Raw genomic sequence first — 21599 nt, 5'->3', positions numbered from 1 at the left:
GGGACGTGCGCGGGCCGCTTCGGGGTTCCCCGCGCCGGTCAGTTCGTCAGGTCCCGGCGCCGCAACCCCGCCAGGCCGACCGCCACCAGCACCACCGACAGCCCGAGCAGGGCCAGCACCGGCCCCCACTCCATTCCTCCGCCCGGCAGCTTCGGCAGATGACCGAACGGGGACACGTCCAGCACCGCCTGCGGAACGTCCAGCGCCGGTCCCACCCAGCCGATCAGCAGGACCGCCCCCGCGACTCCCCACGCCGCCGTCGCGCCCCGGGGCAGCACCCCGTACAGCAGGACCGCCACCCCGCCGATCACCCACACCCCGGCGACCTGCACCAGGCACGCGCCCAGGATCGGGCCGGTCTCCTTGCCGTAGCCGACGGCGAAGCCCAGGCCGGCCAGGAGCATGATCAGCACGGCGCCGCCGAAGGCGATCACCAGGTGGCCGGCGGCCCACCTCAGCCGCCCGACGGCGTTCGCCAGGACCGGCTCCGCCCGGCCGGAGATCTCCTCGCCGCCCAGCCGCAGCACCGACGCGACGACGTAGAGGGCGGCGATCAGGCCGAGCATGCCGACCATCGAGGCGAGGAACGCGTCCGTCAACCCGCTCTGGCCGCCCATCCGCTCGAAGATCTCGCGGGCGTTCTCGTTGTCGCCGACCAGGTCGGCCGCGCCCTCCGTCAGGCCGCCGTAGACCACTCCGGCGACGAAGAAGCCGATGCTCCAGCCCAGCACGCTCCCGCGCTGCAGCCGCCAGGCCAGCGCCCCCGCCGTGCCGAGGCGGCCGGCGGCAGGACCCGGGCGGGTGGGCATGAAGCTCATGCCGACGTCCCGGCGCCCGGCGAGTTCGTACGCCGCCGCGCCCTGGAGCAGCGCCGCCGCCGCGAACAGCAGCAGCACCCACCAGCGTTCGCCGGCGTACGGCCGCAGGTTCTCCAGCCAGCCGAGCGGCGACAGCCAGGTCAGCACGGACGAGCCGTCGTCGGTCGCCGAGTCGCCCGCCGCGCGCAGCACGAAGGCGGCGCCCAGGACCGCCGAGGTGAGCCCTCGTGCGAGCCGCGCGCTCTCGGTGAACTGCGCGACGATCGCGGCCATCGTGGCGAAGACCGTCCCGACGCCCGCGATCCCGAGCCCGAAGGCCAGCGCGCCCGCCGCACCCTGCCCGGCCAGCCCGGCCGTGATCAGCAGCGCCAGTACCGCATTCGCGACCCCCGCCGCCAGCAGCGCCGCCGTCAGCGGGGCCCGGCGGCCGACCATGCCCGACGCCACCAGTTCCTGACGTCCGCTCTCCTCTTCGTCGCGGGTGTGCCGTACGACGACGAGCAGGCTCGTCACGGCGGCCAGGGCGCCCGCGAACACGCCGACGCGCCAGGTGGTCAGCGCGCCGAGGGAGGTGTCGAAGACCGGGCCGATGAGCGCGCGGAACGAGGCGTTGGTCGACAACTGGTGGATCAGGTCGGCTCGTTGGGCCGGGGTGTCGTACAGGCCCTTCAGGGTGTTCGGCATGGAGAGGACCATCAGTGCGTTGACCGCGACCCACACCGGGATCATCACCCGGTCTCGGCGCAGCGCGAACCTCAACAGCGTGCCGGTACCGGCCAGTTGACGGGAGCTCGTCGGCCGTACGCCGAACGCCGCGGCGGTCATCGCGCCACCGCCTCCTCGCGGACGTCGTCCTGGTAGTGCCGCAGGAACAGCTCCTCCAGGGTCGGCGGCGTCGACGTCAGGGACCGCACCCCCGCCTCGGTCAACGACCGGAGTACGGCGTCGAGTTTGTCCGTGTCGACCTGCAACTTCACCCGTTTTCCCTGTACGTCGAGGTCGTGCACGCCGGGCAGCCGGGACAACCCGTCGGGGGCGGCCGCGAGTTCGGCGGTGACGCTCGTGCGTGTCAGGTGGCGCAGGTCGGCGAGGGAACCCGTCTCGACGGTGCGCCCGAGCCGGATGATGCTCACCCGGTCACAGAGCTCCTCGACCTCGCTGAGGATGTGGGACGACAGGAGGATGGTCCGTCCCCTGTCCCGTTCCTCCTCGACGCAGCGCTGGAAGACCTCCTCCATCAGCGGGTCGAGGCCCGATGTCGGCTCGTCCAGGATGAGCAGGTCGACATCCGAGGCGAAGGCGGCGACGAGGGCGACCTTCTGCCGGTTGCCCTTCGAGTACGTGCGGCCCTTCTTGGTGGGGTCCAGCTCGAAGCGCTCGATCAGTTCGGCGCGGCGCCCGGCGTCGAGGCCTCCGCGCAGCCGGCCGTACAGGTCGATGACCTCGCCCCCCGAGAGGTTCCGCCACAGCGTCACGTCGCCGGGGACGTAGGCGACCCGGCGGTGCAGTTCGACCGCGTCGGCCCACGGGTCCCGGCCCAGCAGCTGGGCGGCGCCCGAGTCGGCGCGCAGCAGGCCGAGCAGGACGCGGATGGTGGTGGACTTGCCGGCGCCGTTCGGGCCGAGGAAGCCGTGGACCTCGCCGGTCTCGACGTCCAGGTCGAGGCCGTCGAGAGCATGCGTCCTGCCGAACGACTTGTGCAGTCCGGAGACGGTGATTGCCTTCGTCATGCTTCAGAACGTACGCTTCTTTCAGAAATTTGTGAAGTTAAGGAAACATATGAAGCCCGGATAGGGTGGCGACCATGACGGATGAGGCGGGGCGGGACCAGGAGGCGGTCTCGAAGTTCGTGGAGAGCTTCGCGGCGCAGCTCGTCGAGGCCGGGATGCAGCGCATGGCGGCCCGGGTCTTCGCCGCGCTCCTCTCCTCCGACGCGGGGGTGATGACCTCCGCCGAGCTGGGGGAGCAGTTGCGGATCAGTCCCGCGGCGGTCTCCGGGGCGGTGCGCTACCTGGCGCAGACGCACATGGTGTCGCGCGAGCGGGAGCCGGGCTCGCGCCGGGAGCGCTATCGGGTGCACGGAGACCAGTGGTACGAGGCGCTGACCAACCGCGAGGCCGTCATCAAACGCTGGGAGGGCGCCCTACGCGAAGGCGTCAGCAGCCTCGGGGCCGACACCCCTGCCGGACGCCGCATGGCCGAGACGCTCGCCTTCTTCGAGTTCGTCGAGGGCGAGGTCTCGGCCATGATGGAACGCTGGCGGGTCCACCGCCAACAACTGTTCGGGGAGTAGGAGTTACCGCTCCTTCGTCTCCTCCAGTACCGTCCGCCCCAGCAGCGCGTACCGCTCCGGCTGCCGTCGCTTGAGATACGTGGCGTAGGCGACGCCGCCCACCGCGATCAGCGCGACGATCCACGGGGTCGCCTTCAGGATCAGCGAACCGGACTCCGAACCGGCCGCGGCGCCCATGTTGGACACCAGCAGCACGACCACCGCGAGCATCGCGAGCCCGCCGACCAGCGGGGCGGTGAATGTCTTGAACCAGTGCCGGCTCTCGGGGTGGTTCTTGCGGAAGTAGGCGAGCACCGCGAACGAGCACACGGCCTGTACGACCAGGATCGCCATGGTGCCGAGGATCGCGAGCAGGACGTACGTGCCGTTGTACGGGTCCTTGCCCGCGATCCAGAACGCGCCGACCAGGACGGCGCTGATGACCGACTGGACGATGCCCGCGATGTGCGGGGAGCCGTGCCGCGGGTGGGTGCGGCCGATGGTGCGCTGGAGGGACGGCAGGACGCCCTCGCGGCCGAGCGCGTACATGTAGCGGGAGGCGCAGTTGTGGAAGGCCATGCCGCAGGCGAGCGAGCCGGTGATCATCAGCCACTGCATGACGTCGACGGCCCAGTGGCCGACGTAGCGCTCGGTGGGGTTGAAGAACAGGCCCAGCGGGTTCTCGGTGGCGACCTTCACGGCGCTCGACTCGCCGGTGCCCGTGATGGCCATCCAGGAGACGAAGACGTAGAAGACACCGACGCCGAGCACGGAGATCATCGTCGCCTTGGGGATGATCTTCTTCGGGTTGCGGGACTCCTCGCCGTACATCGCCGTCGACTCGAAGCCGACCCACGACCAGAAGGCGAAGAAGAGGCCGAGACCGGCGGACGTGCCCTTGAAGGCGTTGACCGGGTTGACCGGGTCCAGGCTGAAGCCGTCGGGGCCGCCGCCGTGGAGGGCGACCGACACCGCCATCGCCGCGAGGATCGTCACCTCGGTGGCCAGAAGCACGATGAGCAGCTTCTCGGCGACCGAGACACCGAACCATGTGCCCACCGAGTTGATGGCGAGCATCAGGATCGCGAAGGCCCACCACGGGACGTCAAGTCCCGTCTGGTCCTTGAGGGTTCCGGTGGCGAAGGTCGAGAAGATGCCGATCAGGGCCGGCTCGAAGACGGCGTACGCGAAGGTTGCGAGGAGTCCCGAGGCGAGGCCCGCGGTGCGGCCGAGGCCGTAGGAGATGAAGCCGTAGAAGGCGCCCGTGGAGGTGATGTGCTTGGCCATCGACGTGAAGCCGACGGCAAAGATCGCCAGGACGACCATTGCGACGAGATAGCTCGCCGGGGCGCCGATGCCGTTTCCGGCGGAGACCATGAAGGGCACGTTGCCCGTCATGGCGGTGATCGGGGCGGCGGTGGCGATCGCCATGAAGACCACGCCGAGCAGCCCGATGGCGTTCGGCTTGAGCCGGTGAACTGTGCCTCCGGGGGTGTCTCCGGTGCCGTCCGCCGTCTCGTCGGCTCCGGGGGCCAGGCCCTCTTGTACGGCCATCGGGTGGCCCCCTTCCTGTTGCGCTCGGTGTGCTGACTGAGCCGGAATCCTCCTGGGTCAATGAGTCGGCGTAAAGGTATAGGCGTTAAATATTTGTCACTCAGACCTTTGGATTGAAGCGGGATCGAACGTCTGCGTTAACTCTCCGGCCAGCCGTGGACCGCCGCGCCCGCCGCTTCGTACGGTCGCGGCATGAGCACTCACACGGTCGCCGCATGACCACGTACACCGCCGTCCTCGCGGGCCGGTCCCACTCCTTCGCCGGACTGGCCGCGCTGTTGGCCGCCGCGAGCCCCGAGCGGTCCGGCGACCGTCTCGCCGGACTCGCCGCCGACTCCGCGCAAGCGCGCGTCGCGGCGCGCTGGGCGCTGGCGGAGGTGCCGCTGTCGCGCTTCCTCGCCGAACCCGTGATCCCGTACGAGGACGACGACGTGACCCGGCTGATCGTGGACACCCACGACGCCGTCGCCTTCGCGCCGGTGGCGGGGATGACGGTCGGCGGGTTCCGGGAGTGGCTGCTGTCGGGCGCCGCGGACGCGGCCGCGCTCGCCGCGCTGGCGCCCGGGCTGACGCCGGAGATGGTGGCGGCCGTTTCCAAGCTCATGGGCAACGCCGATCTCGTCGCCGTCGCGCGCAAGGTGCGGGTGGTGACGGCGTTCCGCTCGACGATCGGGCTGCCGGGCCGACTGGCGACCCGCCTCCAGCCGAACCACCCCACCGACGACCCCGCAGGCGTCGCGGCCGCTCTCCTCGACGGCCTGCTCCTTGGTTCCGGCGACGCGGTCATCGGCATCAACCCGGCCACGGACAGCCCCAAGGCCGTACGGGACCTGCTGGAACTGCTCGACGGAGTGATCCAGCGCTACGCGATCCCGACCCAGTCATGTGTGCTCTGCCATGTCACGACGAGCATCGACCTGATGGAGCGCGGCGCCCCCGTGGACCTGGTCTTCCAGTCCATCGCCGGTACGCAGGCCGCGAACGCGTCCTTCGGGGTGACCCTCGGACTGCTCGACGAGGCGTACGAGGCCGCGCGCGGACTGGGCCGCGGAACGGTGGGATCCAACGCCCTCTACTTCGAGACCGGCCAGGGCAGCGCACTGTCCGCCGACGCGCACCACGGGGTGGACCAGCAGACGGTCGAGGCACGGGCGTACGCGGTGGCCCGGCGCTACGACCCGCTGCTGGTGAACACGGTGGTCGGCTTCATCGGCCCGGAGTACCTGTACGACGGCCGGCAGATCCTGCGCGCCGCCCTGGAGGACCACTTCTGCGGGAAGCTGCTGGGCCTGCCGATGGGCCTGGACATCTGCTACACCAACCACGCCGACGCCGATGACGACGACATCGCCACGATGCTGACGATGCTCGGCGTGGCGGGCGCCTCCTTCGTGATCTGCACGCCGGGCGGCGACGACATCATGCTCAACTACCAATCGGCCTCGTACCACGACGCGTTGTACCTGCGCGAGGTCCTGGGCCTGCGCCCCGCCCCGGAGTTCGAGGAGTGGCTCGGACGGATCGGACTGCTCGACGACGGCGGGGGGATACGGGACGTGACGGGGACGGGGCATCCGCTGACGGCCATCGGGCAGGGGGTGGCTGCGGCATGACGGATCGTCAACTCACAGTGGTGGACTCGGCGTTGTGGACTCCGCTACGTCGTCACACGCAGGCTCGTATCGGGCTCGGGCGGGCCGGGGCCGCGCTGCCGACCCGGCACCGGCTTGAGCTCCAGGCGGCGCACGCCGCGGCCCGGGACGCGGTGCACTCGCCGTTCGAGCCCGAGGTCGTGGCGGGGGCGCTGGCGGGGTTCTCGACGGTACGCGTACGCAGTGCCGCACCCGACCGGCTCACGTATCTCCAGCGCCCCGACCTGGGCCGCCGGCTGCACGACACGGACCGCTGTCTGCTGCCCCCGGACGCGTGGGACGTGGCGTTCGTGGTCGGCGACGGGCTGTCGAGCCGGGCCGTGCACGAGCACGCGGCGGCGGTGGTGCGGGCGACGGCCGCGCTGCTGCCTGCCAAGTGGCGGGTGGCGCCGGTCGTGCTCGCCGAGCAGGCGCGGGTGGCGCTGGGGGACGACGTGGCGCGGGCGCTCGGGGCGGCGATGGTCGTGGTGCTGATCGGGGAGCGCCCCGGTATGTCCGCGGCGGACTCCCTCGGCGCGTACCTCACGTACGCCCCCGAGCCCGGCGTCACCACCGACGCCGACCGCAACTGCCTCTCCAACATCCGCCCCCCGCTGGGCCTCGCCTACGAGACGGCTGCCGCCAAGCTGACGTCACTGATGCACCGGGCCCGCGAGCTGGGCCGCACGGGGGTGTCCTTGAAGGACGACTCGGACGGGTCGCTGCCCCCTGGTACGGGTCGGGTAGGGGCGGAGGGGGCGAAAACCCCGTAGGGCCCGCCGCCCCCGCGCACGTCACCCCGGCAACGTAAGCCCCCAAGCCCCCTCCCGCACCGTCCACGTCCGGGTCCGTACCGGGCCGCTGGTCACCGAGTCCGCCCGGTAGCGGAAGTCGGGCCCGGAGACGGTGACGCGGTGCCCGACGGCCAGGAGCGGGGAGACGGCCGCGCCGACGGACAGCGGGTGGATCTCGACCTCCGCGCCGCCGGAGGCCCCCGGCGTCACCGACAGCGCCTCCACGGGCTGGTCGAGGTCGACGACGGTCACGCCGTCGACCTCGACCCGCAGCCGCACAGGCCGGGACGCACCCCCGGGTCCGGGCACGGAGGCGACCCGCGCAGGCCGCGCCGCCAGCGTGCGCACGAGCGACTGGCAGGTACGAAGCCACGGATGCCCGGCGCCCGCGGCCGCACCCTCCGCGGTCTCCACCGGCGCCGAACCACCCGCAGCGGGTATCCGCAGCGCTCCCAGCACCACCCCGTCACTGTCGTCCACCAGCAGATCGAGCCGCCGTTCCGTCCCCTCCAGGACGGTCCGGGCCGCCGCCACGGCCCCCGTGGGCACCCCGAGGGCCCGCGCGAGCGAGAGGGCACCCCCGACGGGCACGACGGAGAGCCCGCACGTGGCGAGTTCTCGCTGCCGGTGCAGCAGGGACACCGCGCGCAGCAGAGCGCGGTCGTCGCCGACCACGACCGGCCGCCGAGACCCTCTTCGGGCCAGTGCGCGGGCGAATTCCTCGGGCCCCTCGGGGAGGCACACTTTGGCGCTCGCACCCGCGCTGAGCACGTCTTTTGCGATCCGTACCGACTCACCGTCACTGAGACGGGCGACCGGGTCGATGACCACCAGAAGCTGGTCGGAAGCCGCCACCTCGGTCATGCCTCGCTTCCTCGGGTAGCATCTTTGTGCAAGAGCCCCTTGCGCTATTGCGCCAGGGGCTTCGTCTATTCCGGGGCATCCGGTCCGACGGTCGCGGCCAAAGGTGGTCGCCGGCGTACGCAGCCGTACAAATATTCAGCCGCGTACGTCCCCGACCTTGGACATGCCCCGCCCGGAAGGGGTGTACGCCTGTGCCCGCACTTGTGCTGCTCGGTGCTCAGTGGGGTGACGAAGGCAAGGGAAAGGCCACCGACCTGCTCGGTGGATCCGTGGACTATGTGGTGCGCTACCAGGGCGGCAACAACGCCGGCCATACGGTAGTCGTGGGCGATCAGAAGTACGCCCTCCACCTCCTCCCTTCCGGAATCCTCACGCCGGAGTGCACTCCGGTGATCGGAAACGGAGTCGTCGTCGACCCGTCGGTCCTGTTCTCCGAGCTGAACGGACTGAACGAGCGCGGCGTCGACACGTCGAAGCTCTTGATCAGCGGTAACGCGCACATCATCACGCCGTACAACGTCACTGTCGACAAGGTGACGGAACGCTTCCTCGGGAAGCGCAAGATCGGCACGACCGGACGTGGCATCGGCCCGACCTACGCGGACAAGATCAACCGCGTCGGCATCCGCATCCAGGACCTGTACGACGAGTCGATCCTGACGCAGAAGGTCGATGCGGCGCTGGACGGCAAGAACCAGCTCCTCACCAAGGTCTTCAACCGCCGCGCCATCGAGGTGGAGCAGGTCGTCGAGGAGCTGCTGAGCTACGCGGACCGGCTGAAGCCGTATGTCGCGGACACGGTCCTGATCCTGAACAAGGCCCTTGAGGACGACAAGGTGGTCCTCTTCGAGGGCGGCCAGGGCACGCTCCTCGACATCGACCACGGCACGTATCCGTTCGTGACGTCGTCGAACCCGACCGCGGGTGGCGCGTGCACCGGTGCGGGTGTCGGCCCGACCAAGATCAGCCGGGTCATCGGCATCCTGAAGGCGTACACGACCCGTGTCGGCTCCGGTCCCTTCCCGACCGAGCTGTTCGACGCGGACGGCGAGGCGCTGCGCCGTATCGGCGGCGAGCGGGGTGTCACCACCGGCCGTGACCGCCGCTGCGGCTGGTTCGACGCGGTGATCGCCCGCTATGCGACCCGGGTGAACGGCCTGACGGACTTCTTCCTGACCAAGCTCGACGTGCTCACCGGCTGGGAGCAGATCCCGGTCTGCGTGGCCTACGAGATCGACGGCAAGCGCGTCGAGGAGCTCCCGTACTCCCAGACCGACTTCCACCACGCGAAGCCGATCTACGAGACCCTCCCGGGCTGGTCCGAGGACATCACCAAGGCCAAGACGTTCGAGGACCTCCCGAAGAACGCCCAGGACTACGTGAAGGCGCTGGAGGAGATGTCCGGCGCCCCGATCTCCGCGATCGGCGTGGGCCCGGGCCGCGACGAGACGATCGAGATCAACTCGTTCATCTAGGCCGCGGGACCTGTCGTGTGCGCCCCCGGGCGGCTTCGGCCGCCCGGGGGCGCACACGCGTCGGGGGCCTTTCCAGGGCTGCCTCGGACCTATGGACCCGTCCGGCCCACGCGCCCGGACTCCGAGGCCGAAGCCGAAGCCGATAGCGGGAGCTGACGGCTCACGGGTGCCGTCATGCCCATCCTTGACCCGGACATGGCCGAATCCTGGTTCCGGTCCATGCCGGTCGCGACGACTATCTACGCGTGTAGTCCCCGCACGGCTCACCCATCGCCCGCGAAGCCCCCAGTCCCAGGAGACCCGTATGCCCGTCAACCCCATGGACCGCCGGGAGTTCGTGAAGAAGTCGGCCGTCACCGGTGCGGCCGTCGTCGCGGCGGGAGCCGTTGGCGCCGCGCCCGCGCAGGCCGCCGACCGTAAGCCCGAACACACGCCCCGCACCTGGTCGTTCTCCATCCTGGGCACCACGGACCTGCACAGTCATGTCTTCGACTGGGACTACTACACGGACGCCGCCTACAAGGACAGCAAGGGCAACTCCGTGGGGGTCGCCCGCGTCGCCACGCTCATCAAGCAGCAGCGCGCCGCCAAGGGCGAGCACCGCGTACTCCTTGTCGACGCGGGCGACATCATCCAGGGCACGTCCCTCGCGTACTACTACGCGAAGGTCGACCCCATCACGGGAACCGACGGCCACAAGGGCCCGAAGCACCCCATGGCGGTCGCGATGAACGCCATGAAGTACGACGCCGCCGCGCTCGGCAACCACGAGTTCAACTACGGCATCGACACGCTCCGCAAGTTCGAGAGCCAGTGCCACTTCCCCCTCCTGGGTGCCAACGCCCTCGACGCGAAGACGCTCCGCCCCGCCTTCCACCCGTACACGGTGAAGCGGATCTGTGTGCCCGGCGCCCCCGACATCAAGGTCGGCATCCTCGGTCTGACGAACCCCGGAATCGCCCTGTGGGACAAGGACAACGTCGCCGGGAAGATGGTGTTCCCGGGCCTCGTCGAGCAGGCGAAGAAGTACGTTCCGCGGCTGCGCGCCCTCGGCTGCGACGTCGTCTTCCTCACCGATCACTCGGGCCTGGACGGCAGTTCGTCGTACGGCAGTGAACTCCCGTACGTCGAGAACGCGTCGAACCTCGTCGCCGAGCAGGTCCCCGGCATCGACGCGATCCTGGTCGGTCACACGCACACCGAGGTCTCCTCCTACACGGTGACCAACAAGGAGACCGGCAAGGACGTCGTCCTCTCCGAGCCGTACTGCTACGGCATGCGCCTGACCGTCTTCGACTTCGAGCTCGAACTCGTCCACGGGCAGTGGAAGGTGACGAGCACCAAGGCGCAGACCCTCAACAGCAACACGGTCGACGAGGACGCGGAGATCACGGGGCTCCTCAAGGCCGACCACGACCTGGTCGTGAAGTACGTCAACACACCGGTGGGCACCTGCACGGCGGACCTCTCCGCCGCCGAGTCCTGCTGGAAGGACGTGCCGATCATGGACTTCATCCACCTGGTCCAGGCGAAGGCGGTCGCCGCCGGCCTCTCCACGGCCGACGCCGCGCTCCCGCTGATCTCCGTCGCCGCGCCCTTCAGCCGCACCGCCGACATCCCGCAGGGCGACGTCACGATCCGCGACGTCGCGGGCCTCTACATCTACGACAACACCCTGTACGGCAAGAAGCTCACCGGCGCCCAGCTCAAGGACTACCTGGAGTACGCGGCGAAGTACTACCACCAGGTCCCGTCCGGCACGAAGGTCGACACGGCGACCGTGACGAACGCCAACAGCTTCTGGGACTACATGTACGACACGGCCGCGGGCGTCGACTACGACATCGACATCGCGCAGCCGGAGGGCTCCCGCATCAAGAACCTCTCCTACAAGGGCGCGGCCGTCACGGCCGACCAGGTCTTCGTCGTCGCCGTCAACAACTACCGCGCCAACGGCGGCAGCGGCTACCCGCACATCGCCTCCGCCGACATCGCCTACAGCTCGACGGACCAGATCCGCCAACTGATGATCGACTACGTGACGTCCAAGGGCACCCTGGACCCGGCGGACTTCGCAGCCGCCAACTGGAAGCTGACGCAGGACGGCACGCCGGTCTTCTAGGGGGTTCGGCCCCGTCAGTGGTGCCAGGGGAGCCGGATCGGCTCAGCGGGTGTGCGGCCGGCGATCAGGTCGGCCGCCAGGCCGTGCAGGCCGCGCGGGCGGATGGTGTCGTCGGTCGCCGCGAGCTCGTCCAGGGTCCACCAGTGGTGCCCCGCGTGGTACCTGAGCTCGTGCGCGTTCTGGCCGCCGATGTCGACCTGATGGGTGGCGACCCGGTAGTGGAAGAAGGTGTCCTGGAACAGCCCCTCGGCCCACCCGAGATCGGCATACCCGGACGTTTCGGCGACCTGCGGCATGAGGGCGCCCGGCGCGACGGACAGTCCGACCTCCTCCCACAGCTCGCGGGCGGCAGCCTCCGCCAACTCCTCGCCGTCCTCCACGCCTCCGCCGGGCGTCCACCAGCTGTGGCCGAGCCCGGGGGTGTCCGGATCGACGTGGATCTTGAGCAGCAGCACGCGATCCGCCGCGTCGATCAGGACGACTCGGGCGGACCGGCGGGAGTAGGTCTCTTGGCCGGGCATGGCCGAAGGCTAGCCCGGCCGCCGTACCACCAACCGGGCGAAGGCCGCGTATCAGGCCTACTCTGAGGGTGTACGGGTGCGTGCGTCGGTCTGAGGAAGGTGAGTGCGGTGCGCGTGATGCTCAAGGCGACCCTGGACACGGAGAAGGCCAACGAATTCCTGCAGAGCGGCAAGATGCCGGGGCTCCTCAAGGAGACCTTCGACCGCATCAAGCCGGAGGCTGCCTACTTCGGGCCTTCCGGGGGCGACAGGACCATGTACCTGGTCTTCGACATGCAGGACAGTTCCCAACTGCCGCCCATCGGAGAGCCGTTCTTCAGCCAGCTCAACGCCAAGGTCGAAGTCGCCCCGATCATGAACCTCGAAGACCTGCAGAAGGGGCTCGCGGAGCTCGGCAGGTAGGCATCGGCAGGTAAGGCGTCGGCAGGCAGGCAGGCGTCAGCAGGTAGGCATCGGCTTTTTCCGTTGCGCCCGCGAGGGGTGCGGTCCGCGTCCTCGGTGGCAACGCCGAGGGTGCGGACCGCCTGCGGGTACAGCCTGACTCAGCTGAAGATGATCATCGACCCCTGTGCGAGGCTCCGCGTCGCCGCCGCGTGCAGCCCCAGCCAGACATGGCGTTCGCGGGCGAACGGGCTCGCGTCGTACGGGGCGGGAGCCGCCGGTTCCTCCAGGGCCGTGGGCGCCGCCGGGGGCTGCGGGGGCACGGGCGGGTTCGCCGGGTCTATGCCGATCGACGGGGCCACGAACTCGAGTTCGCGCAGCAGCGTCTGGGAGGAGCCCAACGGTCCGCCACCCGCGAGGAGGTCGTCGTTGGCGAGCGGATGCGGGAAGTCCACGGGGACGTACGCGCCCGCGTGGTCGTAGTGCCAGACCAGGTGCGACTGCTGGGCGTTCGACTCGAACATCTCCAGCAACTGCTCGTAGTCACCGCCGAGTTCGTCCACCGGCGTCACCGCGAGCCCGCACATCTGGAGCAGATACGCCCGCCGCAGGAAGTGCAGCGCGTCGTAGTCGAAGCCCGCGACCGGGGCGACCTCGCCGGACAGCCCCGGCATGTACTGGTACACCGGCACGGGCGGTAGCCCGGCTTCGGCCAGCGCCTTGTTGTAGAGCGCGAGTTCGTCGGCGAACGGGTTGTCCGGGGTGTGGCACAACACGTCGACGAGCGGGACCAGCCACAGGTCACAGGCCAACTGTCAGCTCCTCTAGCTCTGGATAGCGCATTTGGTCAGGGCAGCGTAATGCGTGAGGAGCGCCTCCCGTCCCCCTCGGGATGCGCTCGGTTTCGGCTCGTACGCCACGCGTGGTGCTTCGGCTCTACGCCCTCAGTTCCCCGTGTGCAGGTCCCATACCCACACCCCGTCCACCCACTTCCCGGGCCGCCCCACCAACTTGTCGACGCTTCTGCGCAGCAGTGTGTCGTTGGCCCCCGGCGCCAGTACCAGGGCGCCCGCCTTCCAGAAGGCGAAGTCGCGCTTCGCCTGGGCCTGCCAGTTCTTGCCGATGACCGGGGCCCGGCCGGTGTAGCGGATGTCGCGCAGGAGGTTGGAGGTGAAGCGGGGCGCGGCGCCGTAGATGCCGATGCGGTCCTTGCCGTAGGGGCCGTTGAAGTAGCCGCCGGGGAGGCGGAAGCCCAGGTTCGCCGCCGTCTGCCAGTGCAGCGCCTCCGCGTTGCCGGGGTCGGGCAGCGGCACCGGAACGAGCGACTCGCCCTCGCCGATGTACGTCTGCCACGTCCCGTCGGCGATGAAGGCGGGCACGTCAACCCGGTCCACGGTCTTGAGCGGCGCGGGCACGAGCGGGATCAGCGCGGCCGCGACGGCGACGAAGCCGACGTACTGCGTGCCGAGACCCCGCACCCTGCCCAGGCGTTCGATCGCGATCGCGACGAGCATGCCCAGCGCGGGCGCGCAGATCATCGCGACCCGCCCCTCGATCACCGACTCGAAGAGCGGCTTGTGCGCGAGCAGGGCCCAGGGGCCGGGCAGCACCGCGTCCGTCAGCGGGATGCGGAACCTGGGGCCGAGCGAGAGGACGGCCGCCGCGAGCGTGGTGAAGGCGAGCGCCTTGACGAGGGCCTGCTCCCAGAGCCGTATGACGACCGCGAAGGCGAACACGGCGAGCGGCCAGCCGTAGAAGGCGTTCTGCTCGGTGGGGTTGAGGGAGAGCGCGTTCGCCGTCTCCGCGTTTCCGGCGACCAGTGAGCGCTCGGCGAAGGAGAGGAGGGCGAGCGGGCTGTTGCCCGCGTTGTCGCCGTGCAGCACGCTCTTGTAGCTCTGCGGCCCGGCGAACTGCCAGTACAGCGGGAGGAGGATGAGAGGGAGGCAGACGGCTCCGGCGATCGCCAGGCCGTTCAGGAGCGGGCGCCAGGACTCCTTCGCGACATCCCTGCGGACGACGCCGTAGCCGAGCGCGAAGAGCCCCATGCCCATCGAGGCGAGCAGCAGCGGCTCCTCGCCGAGGAAGACCTGGTACGCCGCCATCAGCCCGAGCACGATCCCGTCGCGTACGACCCGGGTGCCCGCGCACAGTCGCAGCGCCCGGTCGATGATCAGCGGGACCATGAACAGGATCATGAAGTTCGGGTGCGCGTTGGCGTGGCTGACCATCGGGGGAGCGAACGCCGCCAGCGCCGCGCCGAAGAAGGCGGCGACCCGGTGCCGTACGACCCTCTTCACGATCAGCCAGTACCAGGCGGCGGCCGTCGCGGCCAGGCCCAGCGTCATCACCAGCGTGAGGGAGATCGCCGGGCCGAACAGCAGCGTGATCGGCGCGAAGGGCACCGACAGGCCCAGCATGACCGTGTTGGCCATGAGGTTCACGCCGTCGGGGAAGCCCTGGAGGGTGGTGAAGAGGGGGTTGTGCAGATGGCGGACGTTGTCCGCGGTCACCGCGAAGAACCACTCCCACTGGTTCTGGTCCTGGAGGGAGTCGGGGAGGTAGCGGTGGCCGGGGCCCGCCCAGCGGCCGGAGTAGAGGGCCACGGCCATGAGCAGGAAGAGGGTGGCCGCGAGGACGTCGGCGGGGCGTACGGAGCGGATCTTGAGGAGGGTCAGTTCGGCGAGGACGCGGCCGTAGTCGAGGGGCCGTACCTTCGAGCCGGGCTGGTGCGCCCAGCGGACCGGGACCTCGGCGACCGGCCAGCCGGAGCGGCGGAAGTGCTGGAGGACCTCGACGTCTATGCCCCAGCCGTTGAGCCGGGAAGCGGCGAACGCCTCGCGGGCGCGGTCGCCGTCGAAGAGCTTGAAGCCGCACTGGGTGTCGCGTATGCCGGGCACCGCGACGCTGCGTATCAGGAAGTTCCCGGCGCGGCCGAGGAACTCGCGCAGCCGGTGCTGGCGCGCCTCTATCGACGCGCCCGCGGTCGCCCGCGAGCCGATCGCCGCCGCCTGCCCGTCCGCCAGCGCCTTGTCGAGCCGCTCCAGCTCCTCGATCGGCGCGGCCAGGTCGGCGTCGGTGACCAGCACCCGGCGGCCGTAGGAGGCGCAGACGCCCAGGCGCAGGGCGTGGCCCTTGCCGCGGTTGCGGGGGCTGGTGACGAGCTGGATGCGCGGGTCGAGTGCGGACGCGGCGGTGACGACGTCGCGGGTGCCGTCCGTGGAGCCGTCGTCGACGACGATCAGCTCCCAGTCGGTCTCGGTGTCGCGGAGGTATCCGGTGATCGCCTCCAACGTCGGGCCGAGGCGCTTCTCCTCGTTGTACGCGGGAACGACGACCGTCAGGTCGACGGCGGTGGCCGGCATGTCCTCTATGACGTCGGAAGTGGCGGTCGCGCTCATCCGGTGGATCCATCGGTTACGGCGGATTCACCGGACTTCACGGCTCCGGAGGCGGCGGCCAGGTCCTCGATGAGAGCGAGGGCGTGCGTGTTGTAGTCGATCACGATGGCGTGCGCGCCGTCCGCGTCGTGCTCCACGAGCGCGTCCACCAGCTCCGTGTGCTGCGACCAGAGCCGGCCCTTCAGGTCGGTCACCCGGCGCAGGTGCTGCACCGCGCAGACCCAGGACTGCACGCGCAGCCGGTGCAGGAAGTCGGAGAGGTAGGAGTTGCCGAAGAGGCCGCTGAGCTCGCGCCAGAAGCGGAGGTCGTAGCCGATGAGGATGTTCAGGTCGCCGGCGCAGGCCGCGCGCTGGGCCTCCTCGCCGCGGCGCCGGACCCCGGCGAGGGCGGCCGCGGTACGGGGGTCCTCCAGGTGCTGTGCCCGGGCGCTGCGGAAGATCCCGTCGGTGACCAGGCTGCGGGCCTCGATCATCTCGCGGTAGTCGGCGAGCGAGTACTCGTGCACCTGGAAGCCGCGGTGCTGGACGGAGTCCAGGAGGCCCTGCGCCGACAGGTCGACCAGGGCCTCGCGGACGGGTGTCGCGGAGACGCCGTACTGCTCGGCGATCTCCTTCACCGTGAACTCCTGGCCCGGCTGGAGCCGGCCGGCCAGCACCTCGTCACGGAGCGCGTCCGCGATCTGCTGCCGCAGGGTGCTACGGGTTACGGCGCCATTGCCGCCGGTGCCGGGCATGGTGTCTCGCTCCCCCATCGCGTACGGATACGTGTTCGTAGGCAGTTGCCTATATCTACGAGCACGTCACCATACGCGGTGGGGTTCCCGAGAGCGGCTGTCAGCCCGTCCGGCGTCGAGGGCGGGTCCCGCCGTCCCGATCCCCCACCCACCCGCTGGGGCGGGGTCTTTAGCCCGTCCGGCGTTTGAGGACGAGCCCGTTCAGGGCGAAAGCGGGGGTCTGGGGGCGGCAGCCCCCAGGTACGGGTCGGGCAGGGGCGGAGGGGGCGAAAGAACTCCCTCCCGTCACACGGTGTGCTCGTCCGCCACGGACAGCGCCGCGTCCAGGGCGGAGAGCCCCTCCTTGGCCTCGGCCTCGGAGACGTTGCAGGGCGGCACGACGTGGGTGCGGTTCATGTTGATGAAGGGCCACAGTCCGTGGGCCTTCGCCGCGGCTCCGAACGCCGCCATCGGCGCGTTGGCGGCCCCGGCGGCGTTGTAGGGGACGAGCGGCTCCCGGGTCTCCCGGTCCTTCACCAGCTCCAGCGCCCAGAACACACCGGTACCCCGCACCTCGCCCACGCTCGGGTGGCGGGACGCCAGCTCCCGCAGCCCGGGACCGATCACGCTCTCGCCGATGCGCGCGGCCTGCCCGACGACGTCCTCCTCCTCCATCACGTTGATGGTGGCGACGGCGGCCGCGCAGGCGAGCGGGTGCCCGGAGTAGGTGAGACCACCGGGGTAGGGCCGCTTGGCGAACGTCTCCGCGATCGCGCCGGAGATGGCGACGCCGCCGAGGGGCACGTAGCCGGAGTTCACGCCCTTGGCGAAGGTCATGAGGTCCGGTACGACGCCGTAGTGGTCGGCGGCGAACCACTTTCCGGTCCGCCCGAACCCGGCCATGACCTCGTCGAGGATGAGGACGATCCCGTACCGGTCGCAGATGTCACGGACACCGGTGAGGTATCCGGGCGGCGGCGTCATGATCCCGGCGGTCCCCGGAATGGTCTCCAGGATGATCGCGGCGATGGTGGCCGGCCCCTCGAAGACGATGGTGTCTTCCAGGTGCTGCAGCGCCCGCTCGGACTCCTGCTGCTCAGTCTCGGAATGGAAGGGCGAGCGGTACAGGAAGGGCGCCCAGAAGTGCACGACCCCGGCCGCGCCGCTGTCGTTCGGCCAGCGCCGCGGGTCACCGGTGAGGTTGATCGCGGTGGAGGTGGCGCCGTGGTACGAGCGGTAGGCGGAGAGCACCTTCGGGCGGCCGGTGTGCAGCCGGGCCATGCGGGTGGCGTTCTCGACGGCCTCCGCGCCACCGTTGGTGAAGAAGATCTTGTCGAGGTCGCCGGGGGTCCGCTCGGCGATCAGCCGGGCCGCCTCCGACCGGGCCTCGACGGCGAAGGCGGGCGCGAACGTGGACAGGGTTGCGGCCTGTTCCTGGATCGCGGCGACGACCTTCGGGTGCTGGTACCCGATGTTGGTGAAGACGAGCCCGCTGGTGAAGTCCAGATACCGCTTGCCTTCGTAGTCCCAGAAGTACGACCCCTCCGCGCCGGCGACGGCGAGCGGGTCGATGAGCTCCTGCGCGGACCAGGAGTGGAACACATGCGCACGGTCCGCGGCCTTCACAGCGGCGCCGACCTGGGGATTGGGCTGAGGGGTCATGCGCCCGAGCGTAAATGTCCGCGATACGGACGCGATATCGGCGTCCTGTCTGCGGTCGGGGGCTTTCCGCGACAGGTTGTCGCGTGGGCGGTGCGGTGGGGGCGGGCAGGCCGGTGGAGGCGGATCACATTGAGGCGGATCGCATTGACAACATGCTGTCGAAGTGACAGCATGTTGTCGTAAAGCTTCAGCTTGCCCTTCGACCGATTCGACCGAGGAGAAGTCATGAGCAGCAGCGTCGGCCGCAAGCCCGTCCACCTCGCCGTCTACGACACCCTCGCCGACTGGGAGACGGGCCACACGACCGCGTATCTCGCCCGTGCGGGCTACGAGATCCGGACCGTCGGCCCCACCCGCGCGCCGGTGACCAGCATCGGCGGTCTGCGGGTCGAGCCGGGCCTCGCGCTGGACGACGTACGGCCGCAGGACAGCGCGCTGCTGATCCTGCCCGGCGCCGACCTCTGGGACGCGGGCGACGACCTCGCGCCCTTCGCCCGCAAGGCGCGCGCGTTCCTCGACGCGGGTGTGCCCGTCGCCGCGATCTGCGGGGCGACCGCCGGGCTGGCCCGGGAGGGGCTGCTCGACGACCGGGACCACACCAGTGCCGTGTCGTTCTACCTCGCGCCCACCGGGTACAAGGGCGCCGAGCGGTACGTCGACGCCGATGCCGTGACCGACGGGAACCTGGTCACCGCGGGCCCGACCGAACCCGTCGCCTTCGCCCGCGAGGTGTTCCGGCTGCTCGGCGTGTACGAGGGAGAGGTGCTTGACGCCTGGTACCGGCTGTTCCACGACTCGGACGCCGAGGCGTATGCCGTCCTCGCCAAGGCCGGCCAGTGAGCCGCGAGCGGCAGGACCTGCTCAGCCGTACCGCCCTCGGTGTCTTCCGGCTCAACGGCCAACTCCTCGCTGTATCAGAGGAGTTGGCCCGCCCTGCCGGGCTCACCGCCTCCTGGTGGCAGGTGCTCGGCGCGGTGCTGCCCGAGCCGCTGCCCGTCTCCGGGATCGCCCGCGTCATGGGGATGACCCGGCAGGGTGTGCAGCGGGTCGCCGACCTGCTGGTGCGGGAGGGGCTGGCCGAGTACCTGCCCAACCCCGCCCACCGCCGCGCCAAGCTGCTCACTCCGACCGAGGGCGGGCGCGCCGCGATCGCGAAGATCGGCCCCGGCCACGCGGCCCTCGCCGACCGTCTCGCGGAGGAGCTCGGGGAGACCGCGTTCGCGGAGACGGTACGGGTGCTGGAACGCCTGTCGGCGGCCCTCGACAAGGTCTCCGAGGGATCGGAGCCTGTTACGGAACCGTAGACACCGCCCCACCCACCACCCCGGTGAGCCGCACTATCCTCGATCTGTTGCACACGTACGGGGGAGGGTGGCGCAGCGATGGAGAAGCTTGGACCGGGGGATCCGCAGCGGATCGGCGCGTATCGGCTGATGGCACGGCTGGGCGCGGGCGGGATGGGGCATGTGTACCTCGCCCGGTCCGACCGCGGCCGTACCGTCGCCGTCAAACTGGTGCGCGAGGAACTCGCCGCGCAGGAGGAGTTCCGGGCCCGCTTCCGGCAGGAGGTGCAGGCCGCGACGCGCGTCGGCGGCCACTGGACCGCGCCGGTCCTCGACGCCGACACCGAGGCCGACATCCCCTGGGTGGCCACCGGGTACGTCGCGGGACCCTCCCTCCAGGAGGTCGTCGGCCACGACCACGGCGCGCTGCCCGAGCGGTCGGTGCGCATCCTCGCCGCCGGTCTCGCGCACGCCCTCCAGGACATCCACACCGCCGGGCTCATCCACCGCGACCTCAAGCCCTCCAACGTGCTGGTCACGATCGACGGCCCGCGCGTCATCGACTTCGGTATCGCGCGCGCCCTGGAGACGGTCACCGACGGCGGCCTCACCCGTACCGGCGCGCTCGTCGGCTCGCCCGGGTTCATGGCGCCCGAGCAGGTCCGCGGCGACCGCATCACGCCCGCCTGCGACGTCTTCTGCCTGGGCTCGGTCCTCTCCTACGCCGCCACGGGCGCCCTTCCCTTCGGGGCGGCCAACAGTGGTGTGCACGCGCTGATGTTCCGCATCGCGCAGGAGGAGCCCGACCTGACGGGCCTGCCCGAGGGCCTCACCGATCTCGTACGCGAGTGCCTGCGCAAGGACCCGGCCGCCCGGCCCACTCTCGACGACATCCTGGAGCGTACGGGCGCGGAGGACACCGTCTCGGACGGGCGGGCCCGCGATCCGTGGCTGCCGAGCGCACTGGTGGCCCAACTGGGGCGGCACGCCGTGCAGTTGCTGGACACGGAGAACCCGGACGAGCCGTCGGCCGCGCTGCCCGCGCTGCCCCCGGGCCCGCCCCCGTCGACCCCGGACCTCTCGAAGCAGCCGTCCGCCCCCGTGCCCGCCCCGTCCCCCCAGGCCGACGACGCCTCCCCGGAGCACTCCGCCGCCCCGTCCGAGGACGGCTCCGCCCCGCCCGTCCCGGGGCAGCCCAACTCCCTGGACCACCTGCCCACGATGGTCGCGGGAGCGGGCCGGACGCCTCCGCCGAACTCCCCTCCCGCCCTCCCGCCGGCCGCGGGCCCCGGCGCCGTCCACCCGGCGTACGGCTACCCGCAGCAGCATCCCCAGCAGTACCCGGGGCAGCACCCGCAGCCGCCGGCCGGTCCCGCCGCGTACGGCTACCCGCAGGGCGCCTACGGACCGGCCCTCGGCCCGACCCCGCCGTACGGGCCCGGCCCGACCCCGCCGTACGGACCGGGAGTCGTGCCGCCGGGGCAGTACCCCGGGCAGCAGGAACCGCCGCGTCGCAACAGCCGCTCCACCGTGGTGCTGATCGTCGTGGCGCTGGTCGTCGCGCTCGGCGCGGGCGGCTCGGTGTACGCGCTGATGGGGAGGGGCGGCGACAAGGACAAGGCGAACAGCACCTCACCGTCCCCGACGGCCCCCACGACACCGGGCCAGACCACACCCGCTCCCACCTCGCCCACGCCCACGACGGAGCCGCCGACCAGTCAGACGCCGCAGGACGGGGCGATCCCGACCGGGTACCTCGGCACCTGGGAGGGGACCATCGACAACGACACGGGGCACAGCACCCGCCAACTGGTCATCCAGCAGGGCGACGTCGGCGACACGGTCGTCTCGGTCACGGCGGACGGTCCCACGAAGGAAGGTGGCACCTACCACTGCGTCTTCCAGGCCGAGTTGGCCCAGAAGCCGACCGGCAACGGCCCCCTGGAGATCGGCCCGTCCACCATCACCGTCGGCGGTGAAGGCTGCACCCCGGGCAAGGCCTCCGAGATCACCCTCCTCCCGGACGGCACCCTGCACCGCACGACGAAGAACTCCGTCGAATCGCTGACGTACACGAGGACGAGCACGGACCCTCAGTGACCCGCCAGATC

18 protein-coding genes are annotated in these 21599 nt (G+C 70.7%); 9 read left to right on the top strand and 9 right to left on the bottom strand.

All coding sequences use genetic code 11. From position 1 onward, the window contains the following. Nucleotides 1–38: 38 nt before the first annotated feature. Both AB5J56_RS21445 and AB5J56_RS21440 read right to left on the bottom strand, forming a co-directional pair. The gene (locus tag AB5J56_RS21445; RefSeq protein WP_369234371.1) at nucleotides 39–1643 is read right to left on the bottom strand and encodes an ABC transporter permease; all 1605 of its coding nucleotides are present in this window, start codon (nucleotides 1641–1643) and stop codon (nucleotides 39–41) included. Beyond that, nucleotides 1640–2548, bottom strand: coding sequence for an ATP-binding cassette domain-containing protein (locus AB5J56_RS21440; RefSeq protein WP_369234370.1), 909 nt, complete (start codon nucleotides 2546–2548; stop codon nucleotides 1640–1642). Before AB5J56_RS21440 ends, AB5J56_RS21445 begins: the two co-directional genes overlap by 4 nt. A gap of 74 nt (nucleotides 2549–2622) precedes the next feature. Between AB5J56_RS21440 and AB5J56_RS21435 the strand changes: the two genes are divergently transcribed. Further along, nucleotides 2623–3111, top strand: a complete 489-nt coding sequence (locus AB5J56_RS21435; RefSeq protein WP_369234369.1) for a GbsR/MarR family transcriptional regulator — start codon at nucleotides 2623–2625, stop codon at nucleotides 3109–3111. Nucleotides 3112–3114: 3 nt separating this feature from the next. Here the strand turns inward: AB5J56_RS21435 and AB5J56_RS21430 are convergent, their stop codons facing one another. After that, nucleotides 3115–4644 (bottom strand): APC family permease, encoded by a 1530-nt coding sequence (locus AB5J56_RS21430; RefSeq protein WP_369234368.1) that lies wholly within the window; start codon nucleotides 4642–4644, stop codon nucleotides 3115–3117. Nucleotides 4645–4859: 215 nt separating this feature from the next. Here AB5J56_RS21430 and eutB point away from each other — a divergent pair, with 215 nt between their 5' ends. Together eutB and eutC are read left to right on the top strand one after the other, a co-directional pair. Continuing rightward, nucleotides 4860–6257 carry an ethanolamine ammonia-lyase subunit EutB gene (gene eutB / locus AB5J56_RS21425; protein ID WP_369234367.1) on the top strand — a complete coding sequence of 466 codons (1398 nt, stop codon included), beginning with the start codon at nucleotides 4860–4862 and terminating at the stop codon, nucleotides 6255–6257. Further along, nucleotides 6254–7048, top strand: coding sequence for an ethanolamine ammonia-lyase subunit EutC (eutC, locus tag AB5J56_RS21420; protein WP_369234366.1), 795 nt, complete (start codon nucleotides 6254–6256; stop codon nucleotides 7046–7048). Before eutB ends, eutC begins: the two co-directional genes overlap by 4 nt. 21 nt (nucleotides 7049–7069) lie before the next feature. Here the strand turns inward: eutC and AB5J56_RS21415 are convergent, their stop codons facing one another. Beyond that, on the bottom strand, nucleotides 7070–7933 hold the full coding sequence (locus AB5J56_RS21415) for a diacylglycerol kinase (protein WP_369234365.1): 864 nt from the start codon (nucleotides 7931–7933) through the stop codon (nucleotides 7070–7072). A 191-nt stretch (nucleotides 7934–8124) separates the two neighbouring features. Between AB5J56_RS21415 and AB5J56_RS21410 the strand changes: the two genes are divergently transcribed. Beyond that, on the top strand, nucleotides 8125–9408 hold the full coding sequence (locus AB5J56_RS21410) for an adenylosuccinate synthase (RefSeq protein ID WP_369234364.1): 1284 nt from the start codon (nucleotides 8125–8127) through the stop codon (nucleotides 9406–9408). A gap of 304 nt (nucleotides 9409–9712) precedes the next feature. Then, a complete protein-coding gene (locus AB5J56_RS21405; RefSeq protein WP_369234363.1) occupies nucleotides 9713–11530 on the top strand; it encodes a bifunctional UDP-sugar hydrolase/5'-nucleotidase in 1818 nt (605 codons plus the stop codon). 14 nt (nucleotides 11531–11544) lie between these two features. On the opposite strand, the gene AB5J56_RS21400 is transcribed toward AB5J56_RS21405, so the two are convergent. After that, complete coding sequence (locus tag AB5J56_RS21400) at nucleotides 11545–12051, bottom strand: NUDIX hydrolase (protein ID WP_369234362.1); 507 nt, start codon at nucleotides 12049–12051, stop codon at nucleotides 11545–11547. Nucleotides 12052–12159: 108 nt separating this feature from the next. Between AB5J56_RS21400 and AB5J56_RS21395 the strand changes: the two genes are divergently transcribed. Continuing rightward, nucleotides 12160–12453, top strand: a complete 294-nt coding sequence (locus AB5J56_RS21395) for a hypothetical protein (protein ID WP_369234361.1) — start codon at nucleotides 12160–12162, stop codon at nucleotides 12451–12453. A 140-nt stretch (nucleotides 12454–12593) separates the two neighbouring features. On the opposite strand, the gene AB5J56_RS21390 is transcribed toward AB5J56_RS21395, so the two are convergent. From AB5J56_RS21390 to AB5J56_RS21375, 4 genes are all read right to left on the bottom strand, one after another. Next, nucleotides 12594–13244 carry a hypothetical protein gene (locus tag AB5J56_RS21390; RefSeq protein WP_369234360.1) on the bottom strand — a complete coding sequence of 217 codons (651 nt, stop codon included), beginning with the start codon at nucleotides 13242–13244 and terminating at the stop codon, nucleotides 12594–12596. Between the two features lie 132 nt (nucleotides 13245–13376). Then, entirely contained in the window at nucleotides 13377–15830 is a 2454-nt protein-coding gene (locus AB5J56_RS21385) for a dolichyl-phosphate beta-glucosyltransferase (protein ID WP_369234359.1), read from the bottom strand. After that, nucleotides 15827–16564 (bottom strand): GntR family transcriptional regulator, encoded by a 738-nt coding sequence (locus AB5J56_RS21380; protein WP_369242689.1) that lies wholly within the window; start codon nucleotides 16562–16564, stop codon nucleotides 15827–15829. Before AB5J56_RS21380 ends, AB5J56_RS21385 begins: the two co-directional genes overlap by 4 nt. 285 nt (nucleotides 16565–16849) lie before the next feature. Beyond that, the gene (locus tag AB5J56_RS21375; protein WP_369234358.1) at nucleotides 16850–18205 is read right to left on the bottom strand and encodes an aspartate aminotransferase family protein; all 1356 of its coding nucleotides are present in this window, start codon (nucleotides 18203–18205) and stop codon (nucleotides 16850–16852) included. Nucleotides 18206–18430: 225 nt separating this feature from the next. On the opposite strand from AB5J56_RS21375, the gene AB5J56_RS21370 reads away from it, so the two are divergent. The 3 genes from AB5J56_RS21370 to AB5J56_RS21360 all read left to right on the top strand — a co-directional run bounded on the left by AB5J56_RS21370 (nucleotide 18431) and on the right by AB5J56_RS21360 (nucleotide 21588). Further along, nucleotides 18431–19045 carry a type 1 glutamine amidotransferase family protein gene (locus AB5J56_RS21370; protein WP_369234357.1) on the top strand — a complete coding sequence of 205 codons (615 nt, stop codon included), beginning with the start codon at nucleotides 18431–18433 and terminating at the stop codon, nucleotides 19043–19045. Continuing rightward, on the top strand, nucleotides 19042–19509 hold the full coding sequence (locus tag AB5J56_RS21365) for a MarR family winged helix-turn-helix transcriptional regulator (RefSeq protein WP_369234356.1): 468 nt from the start codon (nucleotides 19042–19044) through the stop codon (nucleotides 19507–19509). Before AB5J56_RS21370 ends, AB5J56_RS21365 begins: the two co-directional genes overlap by 4 nt. 78 nt (nucleotides 19510–19587) lie before the next feature. Then, nucleotides 19588–21588: a serine/threonine-protein kinase gene (locus AB5J56_RS21360; protein ID WP_369234355.1), complete on the top strand. Its 2001-nt coding sequence runs from the start codon at nucleotides 19588–19590 to the stop codon at nucleotides 21586–21588. The last annotated feature ends 11 nt before the right edge of the window (nucleotides 21589–21599 follow it).

This window comes from Streptomyces sp. R21, from assembly GCF_041051975.1.
GTDB lineage: Bacteria > Actinomycetota > Actinomycetes > Streptomycetales > Streptomycetaceae > Streptomyces.
This window is presented reverse-complemented; position numbering and strand designations above follow the sequence as displayed.

Bases quoted from the DNA above. Each gene is read 5' to 3' on its own strand.
- AB5J56_RS21445 (WP_369234371.1), bottom strand. From the start codon at position 1,643: ATGACCGCCGCGGCGTTCGGCGTACGGCCGACGAGCTCCCGTCAACTG.
- AB5J56_RS21440 (WP_369234370.1), bottom strand. From the start codon at position 2,548: ATGACGAAGGCAATCACCGTCTCCGGACTGCACAAGTCGTTCGGCAGG.
- AB5J56_RS21435 (WP_369234369.1), top strand. From the start codon at position 2,623: ATGACGGATGAGGCGGGGCGGGACCAGGAGGCGGTCTCGAAGTTCGTG.
- AB5J56_RS21430 (WP_369234368.1), bottom strand. From the start codon at position 4,644: ATGGCCGTACAAGAGGGCCTGGCCCCCGGAGCCGACGAGACGGCGGAC.
- eutB (WP_369234367.1), top strand. From the start codon at position 4,860: ATGACCACGTACACCGCCGTCCTCGCGGGCCGGTCCCACTCCTTCGCC.
- eutC (WP_369234366.1), top strand. From the start codon at position 6,254: ATGACGGATCGTCAACTCACAGTGGTGGACTCGGCGTTGTGGACTCCG.
- AB5J56_RS21415 (WP_369234365.1), bottom strand. From the start codon at position 7,933: ATGACCGAGGTGGCGGCTTCCGACCAGCTTCTGGTGGTCATCGACCCG.
- AB5J56_RS21405 (WP_369234363.1), top strand. From the start codon at position 9,713: ATGCCCGTCAACCCCATGGACCGCCGGGAGTTCGTGAAGAAGTCGGCC.
- AB5J56_RS21400 (WP_369234362.1), bottom strand. From the start codon at position 12,051: ATGCCCGGCCAAGAGACCTACTCCCGCCGGTCCGCCCGAGTCGTCCTG.
- AB5J56_RS21385 (WP_369234359.1), bottom strand. From the start codon at position 15,830: ATGAGCGCGACCGCCACTTCCGACGTCATAGAGGACATGCCGGCCACC.
- AB5J56_RS21380 (WP_369242689.1), bottom strand. From the start codon at position 16,564: ATGCCCGGCACCGGCGGCAATGGCGCCGTAACCCGTAGCACCCTGCGG.
- AB5J56_RS21375 (WP_369234358.1), bottom strand. From the start codon at position 18,205: ATGACCCCTCAGCCCAATCCCCAGGTCGGCGCCGCTGTGAAGGCCGCG.
- AB5J56_RS21370 (WP_369234357.1), top strand. From the start codon at position 18,431: ATGAGCAGCAGCGTCGGCCGCAAGCCCGTCCACCTCGCCGTCTACGAC.
- AB5J56_RS21360 (WP_369234355.1), top strand. From the start codon at position 19,588: ATGGAGAAGCTTGGACCGGGGGATCCGCAGCGGATCGGCGCGTATCGG.